Annotated in this window: 15 protein-coding genes; 11 read left to right on the top strand and 4 right to left on the bottom strand. The window is 70.6% G+C overall.

The features are described from left to right. Both CCN39_RS18720 and CCN39_RS18725 read left to right on the top strand, forming a co-directional pair. Positions 1–588: alpha-E domain-containing protein (locus tag CCN39_RS18720; RefSeq protein ID WP_143264075.1), on the top strand; the 588-nt coding region annotated here is incomplete at its 5' end. Then, a complete protein-coding gene (locus tag CCN39_RS18725; protein WP_086843699.1) occupies positions 585–1,427 on the top strand; it encodes a transglutaminase family protein in 843 nt (280 codons plus the stop codon). The genes CCN39_RS18720 and CCN39_RS18725, both read left to right, overlap by 4 nt. Here CCN39_RS18725 and CCN39_RS18730 read toward each other — a convergent pair. Beyond that, positions 1,424–2,431 carry a saccharopine dehydrogenase family protein gene (locus tag CCN39_RS18730; protein ID WP_086843701.1) on the bottom strand — a complete coding sequence of 336 codons (1,008 nt, stop codon included), beginning with the start codon at positions 2,429–2,431 and terminating at the stop codon, positions 1,424–1,426. The genes CCN39_RS18725 and CCN39_RS18730 overlap by 4 nt on opposite strands. 80 nt (positions 2,432–2,511) lie before the next feature. On the opposite strand from CCN39_RS18730, the gene CCN39_RS18735 reads away from it, so the two are divergent. Beyond that, on the top strand, positions 2,512–3,072 hold the full coding sequence (locus CCN39_RS18735; protein WP_086843702.1) for a TetR family transcriptional regulator: 561 nt from the start codon (positions 2,512–2,514) through the stop codon (positions 3,070–3,072). Here CCN39_RS18735 and CCN39_RS18740 read toward each other — a convergent pair. After that, entirely contained in the window at positions 3,069–4,487 is a 1,419-nt protein-coding gene (locus tag CCN39_RS18740; protein WP_167455120.1) for a M20/M25/M40 family metallo-hydrolase, read from the bottom strand. The two genes, CCN39_RS18735 and CCN39_RS18740, sit on opposite strands and share 4 nt — an antisense overlap. 372 nt (positions 4,488–4,859) lie before the next feature. Here CCN39_RS18740 and pdhA point away from each other — a divergent pair, with 372 nt between their 5' ends. From pdhA to CCN39_RS18755, 3 genes are read left to right on the top strand one after another with little or no spacing between them, the layout of a single operon-like run. Continuing rightward, the gene (pdhA, locus tag CCN39_RS18745; protein ID WP_086843704.1) at positions 4,860–6,065 is read left to right on the top strand and encodes a pyruvate dehydrogenase (acetyl-transferring) E1 component subunit alpha; all 1,206 of its coding nucleotides are present in this window, start codon (positions 4,860–4,862) and stop codon (positions 6,063–6,065) included. Continuing rightward, positions 6,065–7,057 (top strand): alpha-ketoacid dehydrogenase subunit beta, encoded by a 993-nt coding sequence (locus tag CCN39_RS18750; protein WP_086843706.1) that lies wholly within the window; start codon positions 6,065–6,067, stop codon positions 7,055–7,057. The genes pdhA and CCN39_RS18750 overlap by 1 nt, the downstream gene beginning before the upstream one ends. 16 nt (positions 7,058–7,073) lie before the next feature. Continuing rightward, complete coding sequence (locus CCN39_RS18755) at positions 7,074–8,402, top strand: dihydrolipoamide acetyltransferase family protein (protein WP_086843708.1); 1,329 nt, start codon at positions 7,074–7,076, stop codon at positions 8,400–8,402. Positions 8,403–8,436: 34 nt separating this feature from the next. Here CCN39_RS18755 and CCN39_RS18760 read toward each other — a convergent pair whose 3' ends face one another. Further along, complete coding sequence (locus tag CCN39_RS18760; RefSeq protein WP_086843710.1) at positions 8,437–8,730, bottom strand: DUF6191 domain-containing protein; 294 nt, start codon at positions 8,728–8,730, stop codon at positions 8,437–8,439. 96 nt (positions 8,731–8,826) lie between these two features. Between CCN39_RS18760 and CCN39_RS18765 the strand changes: the two genes are divergently transcribed. Together CCN39_RS18765 and CCN39_RS18770 are read left to right on the top strand one after the other, a co-directional pair. Next, entirely contained in the window at positions 8,827–9,411 is a 585-nt protein-coding gene (locus CCN39_RS18765; RefSeq protein WP_086843712.1) for a TetR/AcrR family transcriptional regulator, read from the top strand. Positions 9,412–9,431: 20 nt separating this feature from the next. Next, positions 9,432–11,378 (top strand): ABC transporter ATP-binding protein, encoded by a 1,947-nt coding sequence (locus CCN39_RS18770; RefSeq protein ID WP_086843714.1) that lies wholly within the window; start codon positions 9,432–9,434, stop codon positions 11,376–11,378. On the opposite strand, the gene CCN39_RS18775 is transcribed toward CCN39_RS18770, so the two are convergent. Next, entirely contained in the window at positions 11,375–12,271 is an 897-nt protein-coding gene (locus tag CCN39_RS18775) for a quinone oxidoreductase family protein (protein ID WP_086843716.1), read from the bottom strand. The genes CCN39_RS18770 and CCN39_RS18775 overlap by 4 nt on opposite strands. An 80-nt stretch (positions 12,272–12,351) precedes the next feature. Between CCN39_RS18775 and CCN39_RS18780 the strand changes: the two genes are divergently transcribed. The 3 genes from CCN39_RS18780 to CCN39_RS18790 all read left to right on the top strand — a co-directional run bounded on the left by CCN39_RS18780 (position 12,352) and on the right by CCN39_RS18790 (position 13,890). Next, complete coding sequence (locus CCN39_RS18780) at positions 12,352–12,903, top strand: TetR/AcrR family transcriptional regulator (RefSeq protein ID WP_086843718.1); 552 nt, start codon at positions 12,352–12,354, stop codon at positions 12,901–12,903. Positions 12,904–12,956: 53 nt separating this feature from the next. Next, a complete protein-coding gene (locus CCN39_RS18785; RefSeq protein ID WP_086843720.1) occupies positions 12,957–13,427 on the top strand; it encodes an FxsA family protein in 471 nt (156 codons plus the stop codon). Between the two features lie 79 nt (positions 13,428–13,506). Continuing rightward, positions 13,507–13,890, top strand: coding sequence for a very short patch repair endonuclease (locus CCN39_RS18790; protein ID WP_086843765.1), 384 nt, complete (start codon positions 13,507–13,509; stop codon positions 13,888–13,890). Positions 13,891–13,933 lie beyond the last annotated feature (43 nt).

Below are 13,933 nucleotides of genomic sequence, written 5' to 3' on the forward strand. Positions count from 1 at the left end.
GCCCGGCGCGCCGGGCCGCACGCGTTCCTGTCCTTCGTGGAAGAACGCGCGGCGATGTTCGCCGGGCTCGCCGACTCGACGATGAGCCGGGACGACGGCTGGCTGTTCATGGTGCTGGGCCGCTCGATCGAACGTGCCGACATGGTCGTGCGGCTGCTGCTCTCCCGGGTCGCGGACCGCGCGTCGTCGCCGGGCTGGATCACGGTGCTGCGCTCGGCCGGTGCGCAGGACACCTACCTGCGCACCTACCGAGGCGCGCTGGACGCCGGCCGCGTCGTGCAGTTCCTGCTGCGGGACAGGCTGTTCCCGCGTTCGGTGTTCCACGCGCTGTTGCAGGCCGAGGAGTGCCTGCAGCGGCTCGACCCGGGCGGCGGCGCGCGCACCAACGAGAAGTCCGAAGCGCTGCGCGAGCTCGGCCGGGCCCGCAGCGAGCTGGAGTTCCTGCGCCCGTCGGAACTGCTCACCGACCTGCCGCGCCGGCTCGCCGCGCTGCAGACGTCGATCAAGGAAATCGGGGAAGCGGTTTCGATGCAGTACTTCAGCACGTCCCCGTGGGTGGCGTGGAGCGGCGCGGAGGTTTCGCTGTGACGTGGCAGCTGCGGGTGGCGCACCGGACCGGGTACCGGTACGCGACACCGGCGACGCAGTCGTACAACGAGGCCCGGCTGACCCCGCGTTCGGACCGCCGCCAGACGACGGTGGCGACGCGCATCGAAACGACCCCGGCGACCCGCGCCTACCGGTACACGGACTACTGGGGCACGGTCGTGACGTCCTTCGACCTCCACGCGCCGCACACCGAGTTCACCGTGCTGGCGACGTCGGTGGTCGAGACGGCGGACGAAGCGGAGCCGATCCGCACGGCGTCGTGGAAGGACCTGCGGTCCGAAACGGTCATCGACCACCGCACCGAGTACCTGAGCCCGACCGACTACACCCCGCGCGACGTCACGTTGGCGCGCGAAGCCCGTTCACTGCGCCGCGGGCTGGACCCGGCGGACGCGGTGCTGGCAGTGTGCGAGTGGGTGAACAAGCAGCTGAAGTACCAGCCGGGCACCACGGGCGTCCACTCGACGGCGACGGACGCGTGGCAGGCACGCGAAGGCGTGTGTCAGGACTTCGCGCACGTGACGCTGGTGATGCTGCGCGCGATCGGCGTGCCGGCGCGGTACGTGTCGGGTTACCTGCACACGAAACCGGACGCCAAGCTCGGTGAAGTGGTCGAGGGCGAGTCGCACGCCTGGGTCGACGTCTGGACCGGCGGGTGGTGGGCGTACGACCCGACGAACGCGATCCAGGTCGGGCCGCGGCACGTGTGGGTGGCCATGGGCCGGGACTACGCCGACGTGGCCCCGCTGAAGGGCATCTTCAGCGGCGGCGGGCAGTCCACTTTGGATGTCTCGGTGCACCTGACCCGGCTGGCCTAGAGCAGGAAGGTACCGCCCGCGGCTTCGGCCAGGCCGGCGCCGAACGCCGCGGCCGGCGTGTACGCGCCGGGCTTGCCTTCGCCGCGGGCGAGCCGGGCCGTCGTCTCGGCCACGACCGCCGCGGTGAAGTCCATCCCCTCGCCCGCGCGCAGCCAGCCTTCGCGGGTCGTGCCGTCGGGCCAGGTCACGACGGCGTGACCCCAGGAGTGCGCGCGGGGGCGTGGCGCCGCCTTCGCCCGGACCGCGGCGAGCCGCCGGACGGCGAACCGGCGCACGGCCGGGATTGACACCAGCCGGCCGAGCACCGGCACGAGCGCCCGCACCACGCGGGAGGTGGGCGCGAGCGTGGAAGTGACCGTGACGTCCGGCGCGCCGCTCGCCCGCTGGGCGGCGGTCAGCTCGCCGGAAGGAACGCCCGCCGACTTCACCGTCTCGCCGTCCGGCAGGACGATGGTCTGCGGGTCCGCTCCGAGCCGGGCCAGGTCCGTGGTCAGGGCGTCGACGATGCTGGCGGCCAAGGCGACCCCCAGTGCGCCTTCTTCGACAGCGACGGACGCCAGCGCGTCGACTCGCACGCGACTCGGCGTCTCGCGCCCCTCGCACAGCTTCGCGACGACGGCCTCGGTGGCCAGGACACCGAATCCCACGCCGGTCAGGAAGGTGCTGCCGCCGGCGAGTGCCTCTTCGTGCAGGTCGAGCAGCCGCGGGACCGCCGCCAGGTCCGCCGCCAGGTCGACGTAGTGCCCGCCGGGCAGGCACGCCCGCGCGATCGTCGCGGCCGTGGCGGCGTACTCGCCGATCGTGTTGACGACGACCGCCGGCCGCTGCCGCCGGATCTCCGCCGCGATCGCCTCGACGCCGTCCGCGACCACGTATCTCGAGCCCGTGGCCTCCAGGCGGTTCCGGTCGCGCCCGACCAGGACGGCCGGCAACCCGCGCGCGGCCAGTTCGGCGGTGATGGCCCGGCCGGTGCGGCCCGTGGCGCCGAGTACCCAGATCTCCATGTCGACTCCCGTGACGTCTCAGTGTGTCATCACCGAGGCTAGCACGTGATGACACACTGAGACATCGGTTAGGGTGAGCCGTGGCCAGATGGGATCCCGGGACCGCGGACCGGCTGCGGAAAGCCGCGCTGGAGCTGTACGCCGAGCACGGCTACGACGCCGTGACGATCACGCAGATCGCCGAGCGCGCCGGGATCACGCGCCGGACGTACTTCCGCTACTTCCCCGACAAGCGCGAAGTCCTCTTCGCGGGCGCGGAGCAGCTACCGCCCGCGATCGCCGAAGCCGTGCTCGCCGCCGAAGAAGGCGAGTCACCGCTTCGCACCGCGCTCACCGCACTGGCCGAGGTCGGCACGCGGGTCACGCAGCTCGTCGACCCGTCCCCCGAACGCCGGGCGGTCATCGCGGCCACGCCCGAGCTCCGCGAACGCGAGCGAAGCAAGGCAGCCGCGATGACCACCGCGATCCGCGAAGCCCTCGAACTCCGGGGCACCGCGCCCGAGCTGGCGAAACCGGCAGCCCAGGTCGCGGCGATCATCCTCGGCGACGCCTTCGACCGCTGGATCGACACCGGCGGCGCCCACGACTTCCCGGCCTACCTCGACGCGGCCGCCTCGGCATTCCGGGAAGCCTGCCGCTAGCCGCGGGCGTGCGCGTCCAGGATGTGCGCGACGGCCTCGGTGACCTGCTGCGCGTAGTCCAGGTGCAGCCACTCGTCCGGCACGTGGATGTTCGAGTCGGCCCCGCACGCGCCCGTGACCAGGAACTGCGCCTCCGGGTACTTCCGCGAGAGCAGGCCCATGAACGGGATCGAGCCGCCCATGCCGGTGGCGCGGTGGGGGCGGCCGAAGACCTCGTCGCTGACCGTGCGCAGGGCCGTCGTCAGCCACGGCGACTCGGCCGGCGCGTTCCAGCCGTCCTCCGCCTGGGGCGAACCGAGCGTCACCTTCGCGCCGTACGGGACGTCGGTGGTCAGGACGCGCTTCACGGCTTCGAGCGCCTTCTCGGCGTCGGCCGTCGGCGGGAGGCGGAAGCTCAGCGTCAACGTCGTGCTCTCGCGCAGCACGTTGCCGGCGTCGGCGGGCTTCGGGAAGCCGTCGGCGCCGATCACCGACAGGGTCGGGCGCCACGCGTTGTTGAGCATCAGCTCCAGCGCGTCTTCGGTGAGCACGCGGCCGCCTTCGACCAGCGGGAACGCCTTCAGCAGCGCCTCCGGGAAGTCCTGCGAGACGGCCTTGAGCTCCGCCAGCCGATCCGCCGGGACGTCGACCTTGAGCTCGTCCAGCAGCAGCTCCCCGGTCGCGCTGTCCTCGAGGCGTTCGATCAGGTGCCGCAGGATCCGGAACGAGCTCGCGACGACGCCGCTCGCGATGCCGGAGTGCTGCGCCGAGCCCAGCAGCTGCACGGTGACGTCGAGGTGCAGCATCCCGCGCAGGCTGGTGACCAGCCACAACCGCTCGTAGTCGCTGCCGCCGGCGTCGAGGCAGACCACCAGCGAGACGTGGCCGATGCGGTCGGCCAGGTGCTCGACGTAGGCGGGCAGGTCGGGGCTGCCGGACTCCTCGCCGGTCTCCAGCAGCAGCACGATGCGGGCGTGCTCGCCGCCGGCCGCGTGCACGGCTTCGATCGCCGTGGTCGCCGCGTAGCCGGAGTAGCCGTCGTCGACGGACCCGCGGCCGTAGAGGCGGCCGTCGCGGATCACCGGGGTCCACGGGTCGAGGCCCTCGGACCAGCCGCCGACCGGGGGCTGCTTGTCGAGGTGGCCGTACATCAGGACAGTGCCCTTGTCCGCCGCACCCGGGGTCGCCGGGACGTCGACGAGCAACAGCGGAGTCCGGTCTTCGAGCTGGACGACCTCGATGGTCGCGCCGGGCAGCCCGCGCCCGGCGATCCACTCGCGGACGTGGTCGACGGCGGCGGCGAGGTGGCCGCTCTTCGCCCACTCGGCGTCGAAGGCCGGGGACAAGGCGGGGATCGCCACCAGCCCGGACAGACTCGGGATGACGCCGTCGGTCCACGACGCCACTACGGATTCACGCACGGATTTCTGCTCCACCCGGCCCATCGTGCCACGCACGTCCGACAGTGCGGCACATCACAACGTCGTCCCACGCCTCGTGCGTGGTCACGCCGGCCGGCACCCGCGTGACCGCTCACGAGCCTGGTGAGCGCGCGCGCCGGTTCCCTACGCTCGTAGGTCCGATGCTCGGGCTTCCTAACGTTTTCCCTGTTCAGGGGCCCTTTCTCAGCAACAAATCAGTATCCGTGACTCACCAAAGCGGTGACCTTCGTGCCAGGATGTCCGCGAGAACCGTCAACGCCGACGGTGACCGAGCGCTTCGGACCCGATGCGCTGGTCCCCGCCGGTGCAGTCGCTGTGGTCGCCACAAGCGGCCGCCAGAGGCACCGACACCGAGGAGTACTGCGCATGCCGTCCGAACAGTGGACGCACCCGGAGCCCGGAGACGGGCCGGCCGCCGTCGCGGCCCAGCCTTCCCCCGAGCAGGTGATCGCCGGATTGCGGGCAACCAGCGAAGGTGGCGCTGAGCTGACTCAGCTGCTCACCCCCGAAGGCGAACGGGTCCCCTCGCCCCAGTTCGACAAGTACGTCGAGGACGTCGACGCCGAAGCACTCCGCGGCCTGTACCGCGACATGGTGCTGGTCCGGCGGGCCGACCGCGAGGCCAACGCCATGCAGCGCCAGGGTCAGCTGGGCATCTGGGTCCCGCTGCTGGGCCAGGAAGCCGCGCAGATCGGCTCCGGCCGCGCGCTCAAGGCCAACGACATGGCGTTCCCCAGCTATCGCGAGCACGGCGTCGCGTACGCGCGCGGGGTCGACATGAAGGACCTGCTGGGCATCTTCCGGTGCACCGACCACAGCGGCTGGGACTACCAGCGGCACGGTTTCCACCCGTACACCATCGTGATCGGCAACCAGGTGCTCAACGCCGCCGGTTACGCGATGGGCCAGAAGTTCGAGGGCAAGGTCGGCGACGACGACGGCGAAGCCACGATCTGCTACTTCGGCGACGGCGCCACTTCGCAGGGTGACGTCCACGAAGGATTCGTCTGGGCCGCGGTCTACGACGCGCCGCTCGTCTTCTTCTGCCAGAACAACCAGTGGGCCATCTCCGAGCCGACCGAGCGCCAGTCGCGCCTGCCGCTGTACCAGCGCGCCCGCGGCTACGGCTTCCCCGGCATCCGCGTCGACGGCAACGACGTCCTGGCCTGCCTGGCGGTGTCGCGCTGGGCGCTCGACGAGTGCCGCCACGGCAACGGCCCGGTGCTGATCGAGGCGTTCACCTACCGGATGGACGCGCACACGACGACCGACGACCCCACCCGCTACCGGCTCTCCGACGAGCTGGAGGAGTGGAAGCTCAAGGACCCGATCGAGCGCGTCCGCGCGTACCTGGCCCGCGGCGGCTACGCCGACCAGGCGTTCTTCGACAGCGTCCAGGCCGACGCCGACAGTTTCGCCGCCGACCTGCGCGAGTACACGTTCAACATGCCCGAGCCACCGCCCGAGAGGATCTTCAGCAACGTCTACGCCGAGGGCAACCCGGTGCTGGAGGCGCAGCGCGAAGAGTTCCTGTCCTACCTCGACGGCTTCGTATCGGCGGGTGAGCACTGATGTCCGACCTCCAGAAACTCACCATCGGCAAGGCCCTCAACCTCGGCCTGCGCCGCGCGATGGAAGAGGACCCGAAGGTCCTGATCATGGGCGAGGACGTCGGCAAGCTCGGCGGCGTCTTCCGGATCACCGACGGCCTGCAGAAGGACTTCGGCGAGCAGCGCGTGCTGGACACCCCGCTCGCCGAGTCGGGCATCATCGGCACCGCGGTCGGCCTGGCCGTGCGCGGCTTCCGGCCGGTGTGCGAGATCCAGTTCGAGGGCTTCATCTTCCCCGGCTTCGACCAGATCTCCTCGCAGCTGGCGAAGCTGCACTACCGGACGCAGGGCAAGATCAAGATGCCGGTCGTGATCCGAGTGCCGTTCGGCGGCGGGATCGGCGCGGTCGAGCACCATTCGGAGTCGCCGGAGTCGCTGTTCGCGCACATCCCGGGCCTCAAGGTCGTGTCGATCTCGAACGCCGTCGACGCCTACTGGGGCATCCAGCAGGCGATCAAGTCGGACGATCCGGTGCTGTTCTTCGAGCCGAAGCGGCTGTACCACTCGGGTGCGCTGCGGGCCGAAATCGACGTCACCGGCACGCCGGTCCCGTGCTTCTCGTCGCGGGTCGTGCGCGAAGGCACGACGGCGACGGTCGTCGCGTACGGGCCGTCGGTGAAGGTCGCCCTCGACGCGGCCGCCGCGGCCGAGGACGAAGGCAAGTCCCTCGAGGTCATCGACCTGCGCACGCTCTCGCCGCTGGACCTCGGCCCGGTGTTCGAGTCGGTGCGCAAGACCGGACGGCTGATCGCGCTGTCGGAGGCGCCGTCGGAGTCGTCGCTGACGTCGGAGATCGCCGCGCGCGTCCAGCAGGAGTGCTTCTACTCGCTGGAAGCGCCCGTCCTCCGGGTGACCGGGTTCGACACGCCGTACCCGCCGGCCAAGCTCGAGGAGCACTACCTCCCCGACCTGGACCGGGTGCTGCACGCCGTCGACCGCTCGCTCGCCTGGTAAGGGGGATTTCCGCGCAATGCCCACGTACAAGCAATTCCCCCTGGCCGACACGGCGGAGGGGCTGACCGAAGCCGACATCCTGTCCTGGCACGTGAAGCCGGGCGACACGGTGACGGTGAACCAGATCGTGGTCGAGATCGAGACCGCGAAGGCCGCCGTGGAGCTGCCGATCCCGTGGGCCGGGGTCGTCACGGAGCTGCACGTCGAGCCGGGGCAGACGGTGGAGGTCGGCACGCCGATCCTCACCATCGACATCGACCCCGGCGGTGCGGCCGCTCCGGCTCCCGCCGCCGCTCCGGCCGCCCCGGCTCCGGCCGAGGAAGAGGAGATGAAGCCGCTGGTCGGCTACGGCTCCAAGGCCGTGGTCACGCAGCGGCGGGCCCGCAAGGGTGCGGAACCCGCTCCGGCTGCCGCGGTCGCCGCTCCTCCGGCGCCTGCTCCGGTCGCGGCTCCGCGCGGCGGGTACGTCCCGTTGGCGAAGCCGCCGGTGCGGAAGCTGGCGAAGGATCTCGGCGTCGATCTGCACGCGCTGACCGGCAGCGCTTCAGGTGGCGTGATCACCCGCGAGGACGTCGAGCGGGCGGCCAACGGCGCCGCCGCGCCGGCCACGCCTGCCGCGCCGGCCGTGTCCACTGTGGACAGCGGGGCGCGCGAGCGGCGGGTGCCGATCAAGGGCGTCCGGAAGATGACCGCGGCCGCGATGGTGCAGAGCGCGTACACCGCTCCGCACGTCACGGAGTTCCTGACCATCGACGTCACGCCGATGATGGAGTTCCGCGAGAAGCTGAAGAAGTCGCGGGAGTTCGCCGGGGTCAAGGTCACGCCACTGACGTTCGCCGCGAAGGCCGTGTGCCTGGCGGCGAAGCGGACACCGGACGTCAACGCGGTCTGGGACGAGGCGGCGCAGGAGATCGTCTACAAGGACTACGTCCACCTCGGGATCGCCGCGGCCACCCCGCGCGGCCTGATCGTGCCGAAGGTCCGCGACGCCGACTCGATGTCGCTGAAGGAGCTGGCCCAGGCGCTGACGGCCCTGACCGACACGGCCCGCGAGGGCAAGACGTCCCCGGCGGACATGGCGAACGGCACGATCACGATCACGAACGTGGGCGTGTTCGGCGTCGACACCGGAACACCGATCATCAACCCGGGCGAGTCCGCGATCCTGTGCCTCGGCGCGATCAAGGACCAGCCGTGGGTGGTGGACGGCGAGATCAAGGTCCGCAAGGTGCTCCAGCTGTCGCTGAGCTTCGACCACCGCGTGGTCGACGGCCAGCAGGGCTCGGAGTTCCTCGCCGACGTCGGCGCGCTGCTGGCCGACCCGGCGATGGCCATGACGTACTGAGTTTTCGCAGGTGGGGGCCGCCTTCGGGCGGCCCTCACCGCTGCCGGAAGACGATCTTCCCGGCGTCGAGGTCGACGTGGGTGCGCGGCGGCGCGCCGTCCGCCTCGTCGTCAACGAGCATCAGCTGAACCTGGCGCTGCTCGAGTTCGTGCTGCTTCGTACCGCCGAGGATCGCTTCCACCTCTTCGGTCGCCGCGACGCTCGCTACCCGCTGACCGTCACCGCGGCGATGCCACGGCAGGAACCGACGGCCCCAGACCTCGAACACGGCCAGCAGGAACAGCAGCACGACCAGGATCGGGAACGCCATCGCCCAGAGCACACCCATGGCAGCGAATCTATACTCACTTGACGGAGTGAGTACTCACTCCGCACACTGGACGTCATGACACCAGCACCCGAAACCCGGCGGAGAGCGCCGGGCATGAGCGTCGAAGCCCGGCGCGCCATGATCGTGCACGCGGTGCTGCCGCTCCTCATGGAGCACGGCGCCAACGTCACGACCAGCCAGATCGCCCGCGCCGCCGGCATCGGCGAGGGCACCATCTTCCGCGCGTTCAAGGACAAGGACGAGCTCTTCGACGCCTGCACCGCCGAGGTGCTGCGCCCCGACCACGTCCTCGACGCGATCGCCGAGATCCCCATCGAGCAGCCCCTTGCCGACCGGCTCGTCGAGGCCGCCGAGGCGCTCGGCGCCCACTTCGAGCGGATGGGCGCGCTGATGGGCGCCCTGCACGCGTCCGGCAGGCACAAGCAGCGCGACCCCGAGCACCGCCTGAAGAACCGCACGATGAAGGGCGGCCGCAGCGAGTCGATGACCGCCATGCGCGGCGCGATCAGCGAACTGTTCGAGCCCGAAAAGGACCGGCTGCGGCTGACTCCCGAGCAGCTCGCCGCGCTGTTCCTGACCCTGCTGTTCGGCGGCCGCCGGATGGCGCCGATCGACGACGCCCCCACCACGCGCCAGGTGGTCGACGTCTTCCTGCACGGCGCTGTGGAGGCTCAGTGATCCCGGGCGGTGGGGGCGGCATGGAGTTCGTGCTGGCCCGGCGCGGCCGGCGCCGGCACGCCGTGACCGTGCCGGAAAGCGGGCTCACCGGGCCCGTCGACATTCCCGAACCGAAGCAGGACGACCAGCCGAAGGACCTGCGCTCCCGGCTGTCGCGCGCGAAGACGTCCGTCGCGGGCACGGTCCGCGGCCTGCCGAAGGTCGTCAGGCTGACGTGGCAGGCCAGCCCGGTCCTGACGATCCTCCTGGCGCTGATCACGCTGCTGTCCGGGCTGCTGCCGACCGTGACCGCGTACATCGCGAAGCTGCTGCTCGACGCCGTCGTCGCGGCGATCCAGGGCAAGGGGACCACCGGCGACATCGTGAACGTCGCGCTGTTCCAGTTCGGCGTGCTCGCCGCGACCGCGATCAGCAGCGCGCTGACGTCGATCGCGCAGTCGCTGCTGCAGGAGCGCATGACGCTGACCATCCGCCACCAGGTGATGGCGCACGCGAGCGAACTGCACCTCGCGTACTTCGAGGGCTCGACGTCGTACGACATGCTGCGCCAGGCCGCGCAAGAGGCACCGACGCGGCCGCTGTCGATGATGAACTCCGCGCTGGGGCTCGTGCGGACGCTGATCACGTTCGGCAGCATGATCGCGCTGCTCGTCTCGATCAGCCCGCTGCTGGCGCTGGTCGCGCTGGTGGCGCCGATCCCGGCGTTCATCTCGCAGTCCAAGTACGGTTCGCGCGCGTTCTGGCTGACGTTCCTGATGTCGCCGATCAAGCGGCGGATGGACTACCTGTCGTCACTGGTCACCACGGACACGTACGCGAAGGAGACGAAGCTGTTCGGGCTCGGCCCGTACTTCGTCGACCGCTTCCGCCGGCTGGGTGTGGTCTCGTACGAGCGCCAGCGGAAGCTGACGATCAACCGCAACATCAGCTCGACGTCCTGGGGGTTGCTGAGCACGCTCGCGGGGTCCGCGATCGCGCTGTACATCGCCCTGGAGGCGGTCGGCGGCCGGCTGACGCTGGGCGACCTGGCGTTGTACACGGCCGCGGCGACGTCCGTGCAGACGTCGGTGTCCGGGCTGTTCACGGCGTTTGCGGGGATGTACGAGAACAACCTGTACCTGGACACGCTGTACCGGTTCCTCGACACGAAGCCGGAGATCACCGCACCGGCGTCGCCACGCGCCTTTCCCTCCACTGTGGACGGACACATCGAGTTCGACTCGGTCACCTTCGCGTACCCGGGTTCGGACGAGCCGGCGCTGGAGGACGTCAGCTTCGAGATCCGCCCGGGCGAGACGGTGGCCGTGGTGGGCCGCAACGGCGCGGGCAAGTCGACGCTGTTCAAGCTGCTGTGCCGGCTGTACGACCCGACGGACGGCCGCATCCTGCTCGACGGCGTCGACATCCGCGAGTACGACCCGAACGAGCTGCGCACGAGGATCAGCGCGATGTTCCAGGACTACGTGACGTACCAGGGAACGGCGGCGGAGAACATCGGCCTCGGCGACCTCTCGCGACTGGAAGACCGGCCGCACATCGAGGATTCGGCGCGCCGAGCCGGGGCGGACGAGCGCATCGAGCGGCTGCCACAGGGGTACGACAGCCCGCTGGGACGCTGGTTCGACCAGGGCGTTTCGCTGTCCGGTGGTGAGTGGCAGAAGATCGCGCTGGCTCGGGCGTTCCAGCGGGAAGCGCCGTTGCTGATCCTGGACGAGCCGACGTCGGCGTTGGACGCCCAGGCTGAACACGACCTGTTCTCGCGGTTGCGTGAGCTGTCCGAGGGGCGGACGACGCTGTACATCTCACACCGGTTCTCGACTGTGCGGCAGGCGGAGCGGATCCTGCTGCTGGACCACGGGAAGGTGGCGGAGTACGGGACGCACGAGGAGCTGATGGCGGCGAAGGCGGGGTACGCGGATTTGTTCACCCTGCAGGCGCAGGCCTACCTGGACGAGGTGCCGAGTTAAGGGATGAGCACGACCTTGCCGACGCCTTCGCGGCTCTCGACGCGCGCGTGCGCGGCCGAGACGTCGGCGAGGGGATAGGTCCGGTCGATGACCGGGGTCAGCGTGCCGTCCGCGACCAGGCCGAGTGCCTCGTCGCGGACGGCCGCGACCCGCTTCCCGTAGGCGTCCGGCCCGCCGAAGCCGATCAGGGTGAGGCCGCGCGCGATGAGGCCGGCGACGGGGAAGGTCGGGAATTCGCCGCTGAGCATGCCGTAGGCGAGGATCCGGCCGTGCGGCGCGAGTTTCGCGGTGAGCTCGGCAGCGCGCGGGCCGCCGATCGACTCGAAGACGACGTCGACGCCCTCGGGCACCTGCTGCCGCCAGTCCGGGTCGCGGTGGTCGATGTCGGCTCGTCCGTTCCCGGCGGTGGTCACGACTCGAGCGCCGGTTCGGGCGGCCAGCCGGGCCAGGTAGCCGCCGATCGCCCCGGACGCGGCTTCGACCAGGACGGTTTCGCCGGCTTTGACGTCCGCGGCGTTCATCAGGCCGAGCGCCACGGAGGCCGGAACGGCGGCGGCGACCGCTTGCCCGGGCGAGAGGCCATCGGGCACGAGCGTGTACTCGCTCGCGGCGACGACCTCGGCGTACGCCCCGCCGGTGAAGGACATGGTGACGACGCGGCGTCCGTGCAGCGTTTCGTCGTCGGCCTCGACGACGATCCCGGCGGCCTCGTGCCCGAAGATCGCCGGCTGCCCCGCCGGGAGCAGCCCGGATCGCAGCTGCGTCTCGTAGAACGGCACCCCGATCGCCTCGGTGCGCACCAGAACTTCGCCGGGTTTCCTCGTCGGTACGGGTCGGTCCTCGACCTTGAGCACTTCCGGGCCTCCCGTGCCGTACTGCACGACTGCGCGCATCACGCCCCCATAACTGGACCGTCGGTCAACTTACGGTCGCCTACTATATGGACCGCCAGTCAACTTGTCGAGGAGCAGTCATGGAGCGCGCCGATGCGGCCCGGAACCGCCGGGCGATCCTGCGCGCGACGGAAGAGTTGCTGTCATCGCACGACCTCTCGGAGGTCTCGATGGACCGCGTCGCGGCCGCGGCCGGCGTCGGCAAGGGCACGGTGTTCCACCGCTTCGGCAACCGCGAAGGCCTGATGCGCGCGTTGGTGGAGTCGCGGGTCCAGGCGCTGTCGACGGCGCTGGAGTCGGGGCCACCCCCGCTCGGCCCGGGCGCCCCGGCGGCCGAACGGCTGGCGGCCTTCTTCGCCGCGGTGATCGAGCTGGCTTCGAAGAACGTCAAGGTGATGGCGGCGTTCGAGCAGGCGTCGACGGACCGGCTGAACAGCCCGATCTACCTGGCGTGGCACGCGCACGTGTCGGGACTGCTCGCCTCGGCGTCCCCTTCGCTCGACGCCGACCTGGTGGCGCACCTGCTGCTGGGCTCGTTGCACAGCGACTTGATGTTGCGGTTCTTGATGACCGGCGAGACGGATCGGCTGGCCGCGGGCCTGGAGTCGCTGATCCGGACGTTGCTGCGCTGAGCGGGTCACCTGTGGTCGGGAGCAAATCGGACAGGTCGTTCGTTGTAGCGGGTATGGCTGTCGCGTTCCTGCTTTACGTCTTCGCCGAAATCGCCGCGATCTGGGCGGTGGGTTCGGCCGTCGGCGTGCTCGGCACGCTGGGCATCCTCCTGGCGGGAGCGGTCCTGGGCTCCTGGCTCGCCCGCCGCGAGGGCGGCAAGGCCATGAGGGCATTCACCGCGGCGGCCCGCTCGGGCCGTCCGGCAGAGAAGGAGCTCACTGACGGAATGCTGGTCGGGCTCGGTGGGGTGCTGATCCTGGTACCCGGGTTCGTCAGCGACGTGCTTGGGTTGCTGCTGATCCTGCCGCCGTCACGGGCGGTGGCCCGCCGGTTGTGGTTGCGGCGGATGGAGAAGCGCGCGCTTCGGTTCGCCAACCAGCGCCGGGGGCCGGTGATGGTGGTGGACAGCGAGGTCGTGTCGCCGGAAGAGGGGCCGCGGCGGGAGCAGCCGACGGTGATTGAGGGCCGGGTCATCGAGGGCTAGCCACACTCGGCTTTCGCACGAACCTTGCCACAATGTGCGCGTGGAGCGTCTGAAGACCACGTCCGCCGTACGCATCCGGATGAGCAAGCAGAAGTCGCGCAACACCGGGATCGAGATGGCCCTGCGCAAGGCTCTCCACGCCGCGGGCCTGCGCTACCGCGTCCACCGCCGCCCGTTGGAGAGCGTGCGCCGCGAGGCGGACATCGTCTTCATCGGCGCGAAGGTTGCCGTGTTCGTCGACGGCTGCTTCTGGCACGGGTGCCCCGACCACGCGACTTGGCCGAAGACCAACCCCCAGTTCTGGCGCGACAAGATCGAGGGCAACCGACGCCGCGACACCGACACCGACATACGCCTTGCCGAGGCAGGCTGGCTCGCTGTTCGCGTCTGGGAGCACGAAGCACCCCACGAAGCGGCCGACCGCGTCCGCGAAGCGGTGGACGGCCGACGGAAGGACAGGTAGAGCTGACCGAAGACTGGCGGCCACCCCCGCTCCGGCCACCAGC

Origin of the sequence: Amycolatopsis kentuckyensis, assembly GCF_002155975.1 — a bacterium.
Classification (GTDB): domain Bacteria; phylum Actinomycetota; class Actinomycetes; order Mycobacteriales; family Pseudonocardiaceae; genus Amycolatopsis; species Amycolatopsis kentuckyensis.